Source organism: Streptomyces sp. NPDC048295 (assembly GCF_040652135.1).
Taxonomy (GTDB): domain Bacteria; phylum Actinomycetota; class Actinomycetes; order Streptomycetales; family Streptomycetaceae; genus Streptomyces.
Genome location: NZ_JBEZLL010000006.1, coordinates 228,206 through 242,951, shown reverse-complemented (window position 1 = coordinate 242,951; position 14,746 = coordinate 228,206). Strand labels below are relative to the sequence as shown.

Here is a 14,746-nt window from a genome sequence, read left to right as displayed (position 1 = left end):
ACCGGACGATTCGGCAGGCGCCGTGGCGCGTCCGGGGCCGGTCCCGCCGGACCCGGCTCAGCCGGTCAGCGCGGAGGTCTTGAGCACCACCAGCAGCACCAGCACGGCGAACACCACCACACCCGCGGCGGCCTGGACCGTCGTACGGCGCTTCGCCGGGGCGTAGGCGTACGCGACGGTGACGATGCCACCTGTCAGCAGCCCGCCCAAGTGGCCCTGCCACGAGGCGAATCCGGCCGAGATCAGCATCCAGATCAGAAAGCCGGCCATGAACCGGTTCACCGCCCGCATGTCGCGGCCCAGCCGCCGGTTGATGACGTAGAACGCCGCCCCCAGACCGAAGATCGCACCCGAGGCGCCCACCGTGCCGTCCGACGGCGCGATCAGGTACACCAGCACCGAACCGCCCAGCGCGGACAGCAGATACAGCGCGAGATAACGGGCCCGGCCCAGCTGCTCCTCCACGACCCGGCCCAGGTTCCACAGCGCGTACATGTTGAACAGGATGTGCAGCACCCCGAACGGCAGCGGACCGAAGGACGACCCGTCCGGCGGGAGATGGAGAAAGGCCCCGGTCAGCAGCCGGTACCACTCACCGCCCACCACCCCGACCACCTCGAAACCGGGGAAGTCCCCGGCCTCGTAGACGTACTGCCCACCGTCCGGGCCGGTCAGCCCCGCACCGAGCATCGCGAACCGGTCGATGATCCCCGGGCGGATCAACTCGCCCAGGTACGCCGCGATGTTGAGGCCCAACAGCACATACGTGACGAGCGGCACCGCGGACCGCGCGACCGTGCCGCCGAACACCGTGCGCGCCTGGCGGACCGAACGCCGCCCCTCCTTCACGCACTCCACGCAGTGGTGGCCGACCGCGGCCTCACGCATGCAGTCGGGGCAGATGAAGCGTTCGCAGCGGGTGCAGCTGACATACGTCTCGTACGACGGATGGCGATAACAGGTGGTGACCGCTGCCTCCACGGCAGGCTCCTTCACATGAGCGGACCCGAGCGGCCGGTGGGGCGGCGGCAGATCAAGATACGGCAGCAGATCAAGATAGCGAACGCCACCGGCCGCGGGCATGCCCGGGTGGCTTACGCTCACCGTTGTGGCATGTACGACATCTTGAGGATCGGAGAATCCGCATGGCCGGTACGTCCGCAGCCGCCGCAGGTCCGGCCATCAGCCTCCGCACGATGGAGGAGAGCGCTCCCGCGCTGGTCAGCCTCTACAAGAGCGCCGCGGTCTCGCTGACCAAGCACCGCATGAGCGGCGAGCGCGCCGCGGTCTATCTGGTGCTCGACTACTCGGGCTCCATGCGGGAGTACTACAAGGACGGCAGCGTCCAGGCCCTCGCGGACCGGGTGCTGGGACTCTCCGCCCATCTGGACGACGACGGCCGCGTTCCCCTCGTCCTCTTCTCCACCGACATAGCCCTGGACGACCACCGCGGCCGGGTCGACGCCGTGGTGGCGGGCCTCGGGCACATGGGGAAGACCAGTTACCACCTGGCCATGGACGCCGTCATCGACCACTACATCGACAGCGGATCCACCGCGCCCGCGCTCGTCGTCTTCCAGACGGACGGCGGCCCGATCAGCAAACACGCCGCCGAACGCTATCTCTGCAAGGCGGCGAAACTGCCCCTGTTCTGGCAGTTCATCGGCTTCGGCAACAAGCGGAGCAATCAGTTCGACTTCCTGCGCAAGCTCGACGAACTGGCCGTACCCGCCAAGCGCGCCGTCGACAACGCCGGCTTCTTCCACGCCGGCCCCGACCCGCGGCAGGTCCCGGACGCCGAGCTGTACGACCGGCTCGTCGCCGAATTCCCGCAGTGGCTGGCCGCGGCCAGGGCCCAGGGGATCGTCAAGTGACGGCGCGGGTGCTGCGGGCGGCCGACCGTACGGCCACGCCCTGGAAGAACGGTGGTGGAATCACCCGGGAGATCGCGGCACACCCCGAGGGCGCGCCGCTGGACGCCTTCGACTGGCGGGTCAGCCTCGCCGATGTGACCGAGGACGGGCCGTTCTCCGCCTTCCCCGGCGTCGACCGGACCCTGACCGTGGTCGAGGGCGCCGGGATGGACCTCCTGGTGGGCGGCGAGCACCACATCGTCGACGAGCCGTACTGGCCGCACGACTTCCCGGGCGACCCGGAGACCGACGGCAGGCTCCTCGGCGGCCCGGTCGTGAACGTCAACGTCATGTGCCGCAGGGGGCGGACGGCCGCGGCGGTCGCGGTGGTGCGCGGCACCGTCCGGCTGGCGGCGCCCCCGGGCGGGGCGGTCCTGGCCGTCGCGCTGGAGGACGGTGCGGTGCTCGACGGCACGGACATCGGACTCGGCCGCTACGACGCGCTGCTGACGCGGGAGGAGACGCCCGGCGTGCTGCGGACCCATGGCTGGGCCCTGCTGATCACCCTGTCGGCCGGCTGACGAAGGGCACCCGGCGGCCTCGCCGCCGATGTGGTGCGGCCCGCAGAAGCAGACAGAGGATGTCGGGATTCCCGGGTTCCATGGACACATGACACCGAGTTCCTGGGAAGGGTTCCGCTCGGCGGAGCCGGCCTTCGCCGACATCGTCCGGACCCGCTTCGAGCAGTACCGGCACCACGTCCTGGCGACCCTGCGCAAGGACGGATCCCCGCGCGTGACCGGGCTGGAGGTGGACTTCCGCTTCGGTGAACTGTGGCTCGGCATGATGCCGGACTCGCGCAAGGCACACGACCTGCGCCGCGATCCGCGGTTCGCGGTGCAGGCCAACCCCGGACCCGACGCCGAGATGGCCGACGGCGACGTACGGATCTGCGGTTGCGCCGTGGAGGAGACCGACCCCGCTGTCCTGGCCCGCTTCATCGAGGAGGCGAAGCCGCCCGAGCCCTTCCACCTCTTCCGCGCGCAGTTCCAGGAGGTGGTCCGCACCTCCCTGGACGCCGAGGAAGTGGTGCTCCAGGTGTGGCGGCCCGGCGAGCCGGTGCGCGAGATCCGCCGTACCGGGGACGGCAGCCCCCCGTACGAGAAGTAGCCCGTTCCGTCCGGATCGGGCCGGCACCCGTGCCCGGCACGCCCCCGGCGTCCCCCACGCATCGCGCGGCGGGCGTGCCTTGCGCGGCCACAGCGACAGGTCCGGCTCCTGCACGCAGCCAACCGCCCCCGTGCGACTATGCAGCGCGGTCCGCGCCGCCGCGTGCCGCCCCAACTCAGGTAAGACGAGCGCGAGTTCGCCCGGAATCGGCCCGACGTCCTCGTACGCCTCCGGCACGGCGGGGGCGAAGGCCCCCGTCCCCGCCGGCCGCGCCCACAGCTCCCTGCCCGGTCCGTGGTTCGCGGCGGTCCGGGCCCGCACCGCCGGAGGAGTGTCCGCGGCGGTCGGCATCGTGTCCAGCGAGCCGGCGAACTCCCGCCGCTCGGCGTCGAGGAGGAAACGCCTCAGCGCCGTCCCTGCGGCAGGCCGAGCAGCCGCTCGGCGATGATGTCGCGCCGGATCTCGTCCGTACCGGCGCGGACGGGGCCCGCGAGCCTGAACGTGCCGCGGCCGGGCGGGCGGCGGCCGGGCGGAGAATGGTCGGGTGCCTACCAAGAAGAAGCCCCAGGTGACCCCCTCGCCCGAGCGGCGCAGCGAACTGCTCGCCACCGCCGCCGAGGTCTTCGCCGCCCAGGGATACAACGCCACCACCGTCCGCAAGATCGCGGACGCGGCCGGGATGCTCGCGGGCAGCCTCTATTACCACTTCGATTCCAAGGAATCGATGATCGACGAGATCCTCTCGACCTTTCTCACCGAACTCTGGGAGGGGTACGACACGGTCCTCGCCGCCGGGCTGGCCCCCAGGCAGACCATCGAGGCACTCGTCACCGAGTCCTTCCGGGAGATCGACCGGCACCGCGCCGCGGTCGCCATCTACCAGAAGGAGGCCCGGCAGCTGGCCGCCCAGCCGCGCTTCCAGTACCTCGTCGACTCCCAGCAGAAGTTCGAGAAGGCCTGGCTCGGCACGCTGGAACGCGGCGTCGCCGACCACAGCTTCCGCGCCGACCTCGACATCCGTCTGACCTACCGCTTCGTCCGCGACACCGTCTGGGTCGCGGCGTCCTGGTACCGGCCGGGCGGACTGCACAGCCCCGAGGAGATCGCCCGTCAGTACCTCTCGATGGTGCTGGACGGCATCGCCCTCGACACCTGACCCCGCCCGCGCTCACCGAGGAGCAGCAGACACGGCCGAGGCATACATGGCCGAAGCGGTACGCACCCCGCTCGGGCGGCGCGGCGGAGGCCTCGGCGCCGTCCACCCCGCCGACCTCGGCGCCCATGCCGGCGACGTCACCACCGACGCGGGGCCGCGCCGCGACACCGTCCCGGAGAGGACGGCGGCGCTGAAGCCGGTCCTGGACGGCGGCACGATCACCGCCGCGTGCTCCTCGCAGATCTCCGACGGCGCCGCGGCCCTGCTGGTCGCCGCCGAGCGCGCCGTGGCCGAGCACGGCCTCACCCCGCGCGCCCGCGTCCACCACCTCTCGGTGCGCGGCGAGGACCCGATCCGCATGCCGTCGGCGCCGATCCCGGCCACCGCGTACGCGCTGAAGAAGAGCTGAAGAAGACCGGAACGACCATCGACGACATGGATCTGGTCGAGATCAATGAGGCGTTCGCCCCGTCGTGCCGGCCTGGCCGGAGGAGGCCGGGGCCGACCCCGGACGGGTCAACGCCAACGGCGGCGGAATCGCGCCAGGTCACCCGCTCGGCGCAATCCGGAGCGAAATTGATGACGACTCCGCTGCGCGAACTGGAGCGCACCAAGGGTCGCTACGGACTCCGGACCATGGGCGAGGACGGCGGGCAGGTGAATGTGACGCTCACCGAACGGCTCTGCCCCCGGACCCGGCCGGACACGGTCGCCGAAGCGCTCCGACACCGGTCGCGACAACGAATCCGGCGATGTTCCGGGACGGCTCCCGGCCAGTTACCGCAAGGGCCCGGGCGAGAATCCGCCGGTCGGTGCGCGGCGTGTTCCCGCCGCGGACCGACGGAACGTGCTACGGTTGCCGAGTTGCAGTTTTGGTACCCATGAACTTTATGTGCGCCTGACGGGAATGCTTCCTCAGGCGCATTATTGTTTTCCGGCTTTCTCCGGATGGGGCTCAATGCGGCGACTTGGAATTCGTAAAGTGCGGATTTCCGGCACTGCACCTCTTTTAGGAGAATGACATGGCTACTGGAACCGTGAAGTGGTTCAACTCGGAAAAGGGCTTCGGCTTCATCGAGCAGGACGGCGGCGGCGCCGACGTCTTCGCCCACTACTCCAACATCGCCACCTCGGGCTTCCGTGAGCTCCAGGAGGGCCAGAAGGTCTCCTTCGACGTCACGCAGGGCCAGAAGGGCCCGCAGGCGGAGAACATCGTCCCGGCCTAATTGCCGGACGCGTACCTCGCAGCCGGGGCCCGCACCGTGAAGGTGCGGGTCCCGGCTTGTGCTGTCCCCAGGACATGGCGAACACGTACGCCCGCCCACAGGGCTCCCCAGCAGTCCCACGCAGTCCCAGCAGTCCCACGCAGTCCCAGCAGTCCCACGGAGTTCTCAGGAATCCCAGGGCTCCCCGGGACTCCTCAGGAATCCCTCAGGAGGGCAATTCCGTATGACCCGCTCCGAACGCCAGGACCGACCCGCCCGCAACCGCCCGTCGAGGGGGCGCGGCACGGCCCCGGCAAAGGCAACCGCTAAGGGTTCCGGCAAGGGATCCGGCAAGGCGTCGCCCCGTCGCAGGGCCACGCCGCCGCAGGGCGAATTCGCCCTGCCGGAAACCATGACCCCCGCACTGCCCGCCGTAGAGGCGTTCGCCGAGCTGGACATGCCCGCAGCCCTGCTGAAGACCCTTGCCGCGCAGGGCGTCACCGATCCGTTCCCGATCCAGGGCGCCACCCTGCCGAACTCGCTCGCCGGCCGGGACATCCTCGGCCGCGGCCGCACCGGCTCCGGCAAGACCCTCGCCTTCGGCCTCGCCCTGCTGGCCCGCACCGCCGGACGGCGCGCCGAGCCGAAGGCGCCGCTGGCGCTCGTCCTCGTCCCGACCCGCGAACTCGCCCAGCAGGTCACCGACGCGCTGACCCCGTACGCGACGTCCGTGAACCTGCGCCTGGCCACCGTCGTCGGCGGCATGTCGATCACCAAGCAGTCCGGCACGCTCCGCCGCGGCGCCGAGGTGCTCGTCGCCACCCCCGGCCGGCTGAAGGACCTCATCGAGCGCGGCGACTGCCGCCTCGACCAGGTCGCCATCACCGTCCTCGACGAGGCCGACCAGATGGCCGACATGGGCTTCATGCCGCAGGTCGTCGCCCTGCTCAAGCAGGTCGAGCCGGACGGCCAGCGGATGCTGTTCTCCGCGACCCTCGACAAGAACATCGACCGGCTGGTCAAGATGTTCCTGACCGACCCGGTCGTGCACTCCGTCGACCCGTCCGCCGGCGCCGTCACCACCATGGAGCACCACGTGCTCCATGTGATCGACGAGACCGACAAGAAGGCCGTCGCCACGAAGATCGCCGCCCGGGACGGCCGGGTGATCATGTTCGTGGACACCAAGCGGGCCGCCGACCGGTTCGCCAAGCGGCTGCTCGCCAGCGGTGTACGGGCCGCCGCCCTGCACGGCGGGCGCTCGCAGCCGCAGCGCAACCGGACCCTGGACCAGTTCAAGAACGGCCAGGTCACCGCACTGGTGGCGACGAACGTGGCGGCCCGGGGCATCCATGTCGACGACCTCGACCTGGTCGTGAACGTGGACCCGCCGACCGACCACAAGGACTACCTCCACCGCGGCGGGCGCACCGCGCGCGCCGGGGAGTCCGGCAGCGTCGTCACCCTGGTGCTGCCCGAGGAGAAGCGGGAGATGACCCGGCTCATGGCCGACGCGGGCATCGCCCCCCGGACCACCCGGATCAAGTCCAGCGACGAGGAGCTCACCCGGATCACCGGGGCACGCGAGCCGTCCGGTGTCGCGGTCGTCATCGAGGTCCCGCAGCCGACCCCGCCGAAGCAGCGCACGCGCTCGGGCTCGGCCGCTGCGGGCGGTACCGGCTTCCGCTCGGGCAGCCGCGGCCGGGGCCGCCGCGGTGGCGCCGGACAGGCCGGCGAGGCCCGCGCCGCGGGCACGGGCGGCGCGTCGCGAGGCACGGGCTCGGGCGGTGCCTCCCGCACCGCCGGCTCGGGTGGCGCTCCGCGCGGTGCCGGTGCGGCCGGCGGCCGGGGCAATGGCGAGTCGCGCGGCGCGGGTGCCGGGCGCTCCGGGGCCGGACGCGGCGGCGCGGCGGCGGGACGTGGCCGCAGGGCCGCGTAACCGCAGGGACACACGGCGGACAGGGCGGCGCCCGGAGAGATCCGGGCGCCGCCTGCGCGTCCGCGCCCCCGGCCCGCTCCGCGCGGACCACCGCGCCCAGCACCTCATGGGCCTTCGCCATCACCTGGTCCACCGGCTCCGCACAGCTGGGCAGATCCTCGGTCGGGCCCGCCACCCGGCCCGCTGCCATCGCCCCCGGATCCGTCCGGCCGTCGGCCATGGACGCCTTCAGCGGCATCGGTGTGTTGGCCGCCGGCGGGACCTGGCTCCACGACAGGTCCTCACCGCGCTCCATAACGAGACCGTCGCGCACCGTCCGGGACCGGCCCAGCCCGGAGATCCGCCGGAACCCCGACGCCCGGCGCACCGCCTGGGCCGGCGCCCGGACCCAGCCCGCTTGCTCCGGCGCGGCGACCATCTCCGTACGCGGCATCCGGTGCGGGAGCCCGTCCACCGCCGTGGTGAGCGTGATGTCCTCGACGCCCGTCGCACCTCTCACCGGCAGTGGCCGACGATCCCTTCCGCGCGACGGACTGATCCGGACGGAAGGCTCTGCCCCGTGCGCCCTTCCGGGAGGCGGCGTTCAGGTCTCGCAGTCCAGGACGGTGCGGCACAGCCCGCACCGGGCCCGCACCCGGCCGCGTACCGGAACACGGATGCGCTGATGGCAGACCGGGCACGCGAACGACACCCGCAGCCCGTCCGGGCCGCCCTCGAAGGCGTACGGAACGCCGGGGGCGGCGGGGGAGTCCGGATGGTCCCGGGCGCGGAGCCGGTCCTTCGCGTAACGACGGCGGCCCGCCCAGCCCGCCGCGGTGAGCGGCGGCTGCCGGACGTCCTGGAGCGCCCGCGCGCGCCCCTTCTCGTACGCCGTGTACGCCTGCGGGCTGGTGAACCACGGTGAGGGGTCCTCGTCGAAGGCCAGCGCCCGCTTGGCGAGGACGTACCCGAACTCCTCCGGGGTGAGATAGCCGAGCTTCTGGCTGGAGACCTGGTCCTCGCGGAAGGCGTCGAGCAGCAGCCAGCCCGCGCCCAGGTACGTGGTCACGGTGTCGGTGAGGATCTCGTTGTCCCGCGTACCGGGGAACTCCAGGCCCAGGCGGTGCAGCAGCACATGGGTGACCTCGTGCGAGAGCGCGGCGCCGATGTCCCTGCGGTGGGTGCGGAAGCGGTCGTTGAGTTCGACGAAGTACTCAGGACCCGCGGCCAGTTCGACACCGGCGGCGTGCTCCATCGCCCGGAAGCCGACGATCATGCGGGCGTCCGGCAGATGCAGATGCTGGACCACCGCCCGCGCCACCCGCTGGGCGCCGAGATACAGATCGTCCTGGTCGCAGAAGGCGGCGTCGACGGGGGCGAGGCTCGTCGCGTAGCGGCGGACACCGTCGTACGAGAGCCGCCGGTACAGCGCCGTGATCGCGGACCGGACCGTTTCGAGATGCGGGAAACCGTGGACCACCGGGCTCCCGGTGCTCCGGCCGTCGTTCCGGCTGCCGTCCGCCACGTCCCATCCCCTGTCCGCGAGGCCCGACCGGATTTCACTGTAGCCGCAACACCGTGGGTGATCTTGGCCGGAAAGTGATCCTTGTGGGGGTCGTGATCATTTCCCGATAATCCGAATCACGCCTTTGTCGGGGGCATGACCATCGGCGCGGTGCGGTGTGCCGCCCGTGGTCGGAACCCGCCCGGGCGCAGGCACTCCCCACAAGTACCCCCCACAAGCACCCCCCACGAAAGAAGGCAGTCTCTTGAAGCAGCTTCTGCGTGCCGTGAAGAGATGTTCCGTCATAGCCGCCGTCGTCCTCGCGGCCGTCAGCCTCCAGCCCGCCGGGGCCTCCGCGGCCCCCCAGCCGGTCGTCGGCGGAACACGTGCCGCCCAGGGCGAATTCCCGTTCATGGTCCGGCTGTCCATGGGCTGCGGCGGCGCCCTCTACACCAAGGACATCGTCCTCACCGCCGCGCACTGCGTGGACGGCTCGGGCAACAACACCTCCATCACCGCCACCGCGGGCGTCGTCGACCTGCAGTCCTCCAGCGCGATCAAGGTCAAGTCCACCAAGGTCCTCCAGGCCCCCGGCTACAACGGCGCGGGCAAGGACTGGGCGCTCATCAAGCTCGCCAAGCCCATCGACCTGCCGACCCTGAAGATCGCCACCACCACCGCGTACAACAACGGCGACTTCACCATCGCCGGCTGGGGCGCGGCCACCGAGGGCGGCGCCCAGCAGCGCTACCTCCTCAAGGCCTCCGTGCCGTTCGTCTCCGACGCCGAATGCCAGGCCGCGTACGGCAGCGACCTCGTCCCCGGCGACGAGATCTGCGCCGGACTGATCGACACCGGCGGCGTCGACACCTGCCAGGGCGACTCCGGCGGCCCCATGTTCCGCAAGGACAACGCCGGAGCCTGGATCCAGGTGGGCATCGTCAGCTGGGGTCAGGGCTGCGCAGAGCCCGGCTACCCCGGCGTGTACAGCGAGGTCTCGACGTTCGCCGCCAACATCGCGTCCGCCGCGGCCACGCTCTGACCCCGGCCCCGGCCGGTACCTGAGTCACACCTGAACATCCCCGGGGGTGCCCGTCCGGACGGGCACCCCCGGACCCAGCTCCGCATACGGCGCGCCCGCACCCTCCAGCTCCAGCACCCACACCTCGTTGACACCCTCCCGCAGCACCGGCCCCGGCACGTACAGCGTCCGCTGCGCGCCCACCGACCAGTAGCGGCCCAGGCCGAAACCGTTCACCCACACGAAGCCTCGCGTCCAGCCCGGCAGTTCGAGCCCCGCGTGCCCGGTGCCCGCCACCCCGGAGACCTCGAACGTCCCCCGGAACAGCCCGGTCGCCCCGGCCCCCTCGGCAGCACCGAACGCCACCGTCGCCACCGCGTCCGGCTCCTCGAACACGTCCAGACGCAGCGCCCGCGCCCGCACCCCGTGCAGATACTGCCGCTCGTGCCGCACCCCGCCCGTGATCCCCTTGGGCTCACCGAGCCGCGGCCCGTAATTGACCCGGCCCAGCGACTCCACCCACAGCTCGACCTCCGCGGGCCCGGCCACCGGCTCGTCCAGGACGCCGTCCTCCTCGGTCAGCACACCCTCCCGGACCCCGTCCACATACACCACGGCCCGGTCCCGGAGCCCCGTCACACTCAGCTCGTACGGCCGGCGCGGACCCGGCACAGCCACCCGGTAGCGCACCAGACCCCGGTCGACCCCCAGCTCCTCGAAGGTCGGCGGCACACCGGACGGCGCCGTCTCCTCGTCGCCCAGCGCCTCCAGCACCGCGTCCAGCGACGCCCACTCCGTCAGCTCCGCCCGCACCGCGACCGCAAGCCCGACAGGCTCCGCCGGAAGCTCCGGAAGCGGCCCGTCCGCATACTCGGCCAGCACCTCCCGGAACAGCCGGAACTTCTCCGTGGGACGGCCGTACTCGTCGATCGGCGCGTCGTAGTCGTACGAGGTCACCGTCGGCAGGAAGTCCTGGTCCTGGACCGGACCGGACCGGTTCGCCCCCGCCCACCCGGCGAAGTTCGTCCCCCCGTGCGCCATGTAGATGTTCACCGAAGCCCCGCACTCCAGGATCTCCCGCAGCGCCTCGGTGGCCTGCGCGGGCTTCCGCACGACCGGCTCCGCACCCCAGTGCTCGAACCACCCGCACCAGAACTCCATGCACATCAGCGGACCCTTCGGCTGATGGCGGCGCAGCACCTCGAACGCCTCACGCGCACCCGAACCGAAGTTCGCCGTGGCCAGCAGCCCCGGCACGGAACCACCCGTGAGCATGTGGTCCTCCGGCCCGTCCGAGGTGAACAGCGGCACGGTCACCCCGCGCTCACGCAACATCCCGGCCACCCGCCGCAGGTAAACCTGATCGGAGCCGAAACTCCCGTACTCGTTCTCCGCCTGGACCATGATCACCGGCCCGCCGCGGCTGATCTGCCGCTGCACCACCTGCGGCAGCAACGCCGTGAACCACCGCTCCACGGCACCCAGGTACTCCGCGTCACGCGACCGCACCCGCCGCCCGAACCGCCCCGTCACCCAGGCCGGCAGACCACCGTTCTCCCACTCGGCGCAGATGTACGGCCCCGGCCGGACGATCGCCCACAACCCGGCCCGCTGCGCCGCGTCCAGGAACCGGCCGAGCGCCGCCACGTCCCGGAAGCGGCCCGGCCGCGGCTCGTGCAGATTCCACGGCACATACGTCTCGACACAGTTCAGCCCCATGGCACGCAGCGTCGACAGCCGGTGATCCCACTGCGCCTCGTGCACCCGGAAGTAATGCAGGGCCCCCGACAGCAGCCGTACGGGCTTCCCGTCGAGCCGGAAGTGGTCGTCCCCCACGGTGAAGTCAGCCATCGTGCTCGTACTCTCCTGTGCGCGCGGTCCCCGGAACCGCACGGCCCCGGGCCCGTACGACGGCACGCACCACGGAGCGGGCGAACCCGGGAGGAATCTTGCGCCCAGCTTCTCCCCCTGGCGTCCTGCCGGTCCATGGACAAAGATCACTGCTGTTTGGACACAATTGTTCGGACCAACTGTTCGGACCAACGCAAGAAAGGGGAGGAAGGAAGGCCGATGTACCACACCTGGATGCGTTTCTTCACCCCCAGCCCGCTCCACCACCGGCTGGGCCTCGTCTGCCTGGGCGTGGGGCTCCAGCACGGCGCGCTGCCCACCGTCGGCCCGCGCACCCTGGACCACCACGTGGCCGTCGTCATCAACTCCGGCAGCGGCTGGTTCACCGGCCCCGACGGCCGCCGGATCCCCGTCACCGCGCCCAGCCTGATCTGGCTCACCCCCGGCACCCCGCACCACTACGGCGCCGACCCCGGCACCGGCTGGGACGAGAGCTTCGTCGACTTCACCGGCCCCGCCACCACCACCTACACCGAACTCGGCTACATCGAGCCCGACCGCCCGCTCGTCCCGCTCGCCGACACCGCGGGCCCACGCGCCGCGATCGGCCGGATCGTACGCGCGGCACGGCGCGGCAACCCGCTCCTGGAGGTCGAGACCGGCGCCGCCGTCCACGAACTCCTCGTCGCCCTGCGCCGGGCCCGCGCCGACGTCAGCCCCGACGGCGACCCCGTCCTGCAGGCACTCGCCCGGGACGCCTTCCAGCCGCTGTCCGTCGCCGAGCACGCCGCCCGGCACGGCATGACACCCGCCGAACTGCGCACGGCGGTACGACGGGGCGCCGGGTGCAGCCCCAAGGACTACCTCCTCGGCATCCGGCTCGGCCGCGCCAAGGAACTCCTCGCCGCCACGGAACTCCCGGTCGCCGCCGTCGCCCGACGCGTCGGCTACGACGACCCGGCGTACTTCTCCCGCCTCTTCGCCCGACGCGTCGGCACCGCACCGGTCCGCTTCCGCGAACAGCAGGGCCGCAACGTACCCGGCGGCTGGAGCGACCAGGTCCCGGACCCGGCCAACCCACCGACGATCACCCCGCCGGGCCCGGCCGTCTAAGCTCGCTGACCATGACCACCAGGGACATCGACGAGTCCGTGAACGCCGAACTGAACCGGCTGCGCGAGAGCATCGACAACATTGACGCCGCAGTCGTCCATATGCTCGCCGAGCGCTTCAAGTGCACCCAGCAGGTCGGCCACCTCAAGGCCGCCCACCAGCTCCCCCCGGCCGACCCGGCCCGCGAGAGCAGGCAGATCGCCCGGCTGCGGCAACTCGCGGAGAGCGCACACCTGGATCCGGCCTTCGCCGAGAAGCTGCTGAACTTCATCGTGGCGGAGGTCATCCGCCACCACGAACGGATCGCGGAGGAATCGGCGACGAACGGGGAGGCGTGAAACCCGGGGACACCCGGTCCACCGGCCCGCGCGCCCTGCGCCGCCACCACACCACCCAGGCACTCACCAGCAGCCCGAGCCCCGTGGCCAGCACGACGAGCCCGGCCGACGCCGACTCATCGACGTGATCGCCGTTGCCCACGGGCTCGGGCGCCCCGGAAGCCGCCCAGCCGGGCAGGAACAGCAGACCCACCCCCACCAGGGCCGGCACCGCCCAGCCGAACCGCTCAGGGCGCGAGGACCGGACCGACACCAGGGCACCCACGGCCAGCAGCACCGCACAGCCGAGCGCCGGCAGCACCGTGCACATCAGCCACTCGGACAACAACGGCCGCCAGTACCACTCCGATTCCGGCCTCGGCCCGTCGAAGTAGTACAGGGTCCGAGGCTGCGGCTCACCCATGAAGTCCCGGACGGTCCCCGGCACCAGACCACCCAGCAGCCCACCCGAGAAGACGAGCCCCGCGAACCGCGCCACCGCGACCCCGCCGCGCTCCCTCCACCAGGCCGACGGGACGACCCGGAGCACCACCACGGCACACCAGCCCGCCAGCAGCCCCAGGAACACCCCCTTGACCGCTCCGTAACCGATCGGAGTCCAGACGTTCCAGGGGTAGTTCTCCAGACGCGCCGCCCGCCAGCAACCCACCAGACACCAGGCGACCGCACCCGCCGCCACACCCCACGGCACCACCCCCACGACCCACCGCCGCCCAACCCGCCTCGCCACCGCTCCGCACACGACCCGCCCCATCCGCTCCGGCACCCACCCACCACGAGCCCGCAGGCCCCGTCGCAACGCGGGACGCGACAGCCGCACGCACGGTTGCGACGGGCCGGACCGGACCGCGCTGTCAGTGGCCGCGCGTACTCTCCGGCCATGCCGGCCACAGAAAACGACGAACCCACGCCCGACCCCCGCTCCGCCGCCCACCCATGGCGCGATCTGCTCCAACGCTGGAGCGACGAATGGCTCGACCCCGTCCTGCACGAACAGGAAAGACACGAACCCTTTCCAGACGGGATACGGGCAGCCCGCTGGCTGGGCGGGCCCGGCGCGACACCCGGGGAGCTCGCGGAACTGGAGGAGCGCCTGGGCGTCCGGCTCCCGCCGAGCTACCGGGAATTCCTGCGCACCAGCAACGGATGGCTCGACACGACCACCTGGATCCGGCGACTCCTGCCCGCCCGTGAAGCGGGCTGGGCCAGAGACCTCGACCCCGAGCTGATCGAAGGCCCGACCACGGACGGGCAACCGTACGACATTCCCGACGAGGAGTACTTCGTCCACGGCGCCGAGCAGCAGAGCTGGGCCATCCGCACCGAGTACCTGAGCAGCATGCTCAAGATCAGCCACACCCCCGGAGCAGGAGACGTGTACCTGCTCAACCCCCGGATCGTCACACCCGACGGGGAATGGGAAGCCTGGTACTTCGCCCACTGGCTGCCCGGCGCCGTCCGGTACCGGTCCTTCTGGGACCTCATGAACGACGAGTACGCAACATTCCGCGGCGACCGGAAATAACCGACCGGATACAGGTGCCCCACCGAGCCCCCGCCCCCTTACCACTCAGCCGTGGGAGAACCCGCCTGCGGCGCGCCCACCACGTACGGCAG

General features: G+C 71.6%; 14 protein-coding genes and 2 pseudogenes. 11 read left to right on the top strand and 5 right to left on the bottom strand.

Annotated features, from left to right (window positions below; all coding sequences use genetic code 11):
- Positions 1-57: 57 nt before the first annotated feature.
- Entirely contained in the window at positions 58-981 is a 924-nt protein-coding gene (locus AB0D53_RS11585) for a rhomboid family intramembrane serine protease (RefSeq protein ID WP_362443597.1), read from the bottom strand.
- A gap of 164 nt (positions 982-1,145) precedes the next feature.
- On the opposite strand from AB0D53_RS11585, the gene AB0D53_RS11580 reads away from it, so the two are divergent.
- From AB0D53_RS11580 to AB0D53_RS11550, 7 genes and pseudogenes are all read left to right on the top strand, one after another.
- The gene (locus tag AB0D53_RS11580; RefSeq protein WP_362443594.1) at positions 1,146-1,874 is read left to right on the top strand and encodes a VWA domain-containing protein; all 729 of its coding nucleotides are present in this window, start codon (positions 1,146-1,148) and stop codon (positions 1,872-1,874) included.
- The gene (locus AB0D53_RS11575) at positions 1,871-2,434 is read left to right on the top strand and encodes a HutD family protein (RefSeq protein ID WP_362443591.1); all 564 of its coding nucleotides are present in this window, start codon (positions 1,871-1,873) and stop codon (positions 2,432-2,434) included. The genes AB0D53_RS11580 and AB0D53_RS11575 overlap by 4 nt, the downstream gene beginning before the upstream one ends.
- 88 nt (positions 2,435-2,522) lie before the next feature.
- Positions 2,523-3,023 carry a pyridoxamine 5'-phosphate oxidase family protein gene (locus AB0D53_RS11570; protein ID WP_362443588.1) on the top strand — a complete coding sequence of 167 codons (501 nt, stop codon included), beginning with the start codon at positions 2,523-2,525 and terminating at the stop codon, positions 3,021-3,023.
- A 544-nt stretch (positions 3,024-3,567) separates the two neighbouring features.
- On the top strand, positions 3,568-4,179 hold the full coding sequence (locus tag AB0D53_RS11565; protein ID WP_362443585.1) for a TetR/AcrR family transcriptional regulator: 612 nt from the start codon (positions 3,568-3,570) through the stop codon (positions 4,177-4,179).
- A 130-nt stretch (positions 4,180-4,309) separates the two neighbouring features.
- Positions 4,310-4,863, top strand: a pseudogene (locus AB0D53_RS11560) (acetyl-CoA C-acetyltransferase); the annotation flags it as partial.
- A gap of 338 nt (positions 4,864-5,201) precedes the next feature.
- Positions 5,202-5,405, top strand: a complete 204-nt coding sequence (locus tag AB0D53_RS11555; RefSeq protein ID WP_003969786.1) for a cold-shock protein — start codon at positions 5,202-5,204, stop codon at positions 5,403-5,405.
- Positions 5,406-5,628: 223 nt separating this feature from the next.
- Positions 5,629-7,323 carry a DEAD/DEAH box helicase gene (locus AB0D53_RS11550; protein WP_362443582.1) on the top strand — a complete coding sequence of 565 codons (1,695 nt, stop codon included), beginning with the start codon at positions 5,629-5,631 and terminating at the stop codon, positions 7,321-7,323.
- A gap of 88 nt (positions 7,324-7,411) precedes the next feature.
- Here the strand turns inward: AB0D53_RS11550 and AB0D53_RS11545 are convergent.
- Positions 7,412-7,804, bottom strand: a pseudogene (locus AB0D53_RS11545) (nitronate monooxygenase); the annotation flags it as partial.
- Positions 7,805-7,906: 102 nt separating this feature from the next.
- Positions 7,907-8,827: a hypothetical protein gene (locus AB0D53_RS11540; protein WP_362443579.1), complete on the bottom strand. Its 921-nt coding sequence runs from the start codon at positions 8,825-8,827 to the stop codon at positions 7,907-7,909.
- 244 nt (positions 8,828-9,071) lie between these two features.
- Here AB0D53_RS11540 and AB0D53_RS11535 point away from each other — a divergent pair, with 244 nt between their 5' ends.
- Entirely contained in the window at positions 9,072-9,848 is a 777-nt protein-coding gene (locus AB0D53_RS11535; protein ID WP_329817018.1) for a serine protease, read from the top strand.
- 24 nt (positions 9,849-9,872) lie between these two features.
- Here the strand turns inward: AB0D53_RS11535 and AB0D53_RS11530 are convergent, their stop codons facing one another.
- The gene (locus tag AB0D53_RS11530) at positions 9,873-11,678 is read right to left on the bottom strand and encodes a beta-galactosidase family protein (RefSeq protein ID WP_362443575.1); all 1,806 of its coding nucleotides are present in this window, start codon (positions 11,676-11,678) and stop codon (positions 9,873-9,875) included.
- Between the two features lie 219 nt (positions 11,679-11,897).
- Here AB0D53_RS11530 and AB0D53_RS11525 point away from each other — a divergent pair, with 219 nt between their 5' ends.
- The gene (locus AB0D53_RS11525) at positions 11,898-12,791 is read left to right on the top strand and encodes an AraC family transcriptional regulator (RefSeq protein ID WP_362443572.1); all 894 of its coding nucleotides are present in this window, start codon (positions 11,898-11,900) and stop codon (positions 12,789-12,791) included.
- A gap of 11 nt (positions 12,792-12,802) precedes the next feature.
- Positions 12,803-13,129, top strand: a complete 327-nt coding sequence (locus tag AB0D53_RS11520; protein ID WP_329817012.1) for a chorismate mutase — start codon at positions 12,803-12,805, stop codon at positions 13,127-13,129.
- Here the strand turns inward: AB0D53_RS11520 and AB0D53_RS11515 are convergent.
- A complete protein-coding gene (locus AB0D53_RS11515) occupies positions 13,074-13,829 on the bottom strand; it encodes a hypothetical protein (RefSeq protein ID WP_362443567.1) in 756 nt (251 codons plus the stop codon). The genes AB0D53_RS11520 and AB0D53_RS11515 overlap by 56 nt on opposite strands.
- 180 nt (positions 13,830-14,009) lie before the next feature.
- On the opposite strand from AB0D53_RS11515, the gene AB0D53_RS11510 reads away from it, so the two are divergent.
- Complete coding sequence (locus AB0D53_RS11510) at positions 14,010-14,654, top strand: SMI1/KNR4 family protein (protein WP_362443564.1); 645 nt, start codon at positions 14,010-14,012, stop codon at positions 14,652-14,654.
- The last annotated feature ends 92 nt before the right edge of the window (positions 14,655-14,746 follow it).

Coding starts and splice junctions, on each gene's coding strand:
- AB0D53_RS11510 (WP_362443564.1), top strand. CDS start 14,010: ATGCCGGCCACAGAAAACGACGAACCCACGCCCGACCCCCGCTCCGCC.
- AB0D53_RS11520 (WP_329817012.1), top strand. CDS start 12,803: ATGACCACCAGGGACATCGACGAGTCCGTGAACGCCGAACTGAACCGG.
- AB0D53_RS11550 (WP_362443582.1), top strand. CDS start 5,629: ATGACCCGCTCCGAACGCCAGGACCGACCCGCCCGCAACCGCCCGTCG.
- AB0D53_RS11525 (WP_362443572.1), top strand. CDS start 11,898: ATGTACCACACCTGGATGCGTTTCTTCACCCCCAGCCCGCTCCACCAC.
- AB0D53_RS11570 (WP_362443588.1), top strand. CDS start 2,523: ATGACACCGAGTTCCTGGGAAGGGTTCCGCTCGGCGGAGCCGGCCTTC.
- AB0D53_RS11555 (WP_003969786.1), top strand. CDS start 5,202: ATGGCTACTGGAACCGTGAAGTGGTTCAACTCGGAAAAGGGCTTCGGC.
- AB0D53_RS11580 (WP_362443594.1), top strand. CDS start 1,146: ATGGCCGGTACGTCCGCAGCCGCCGCAGGTCCGGCCATCAGCCTCCGC.
- AB0D53_RS11530 (WP_362443575.1), bottom strand. CDS start 11,678: ATGGCTGACTTCACCGTGGGGGACGACCACTTCCGGCTCGACGGGAAG.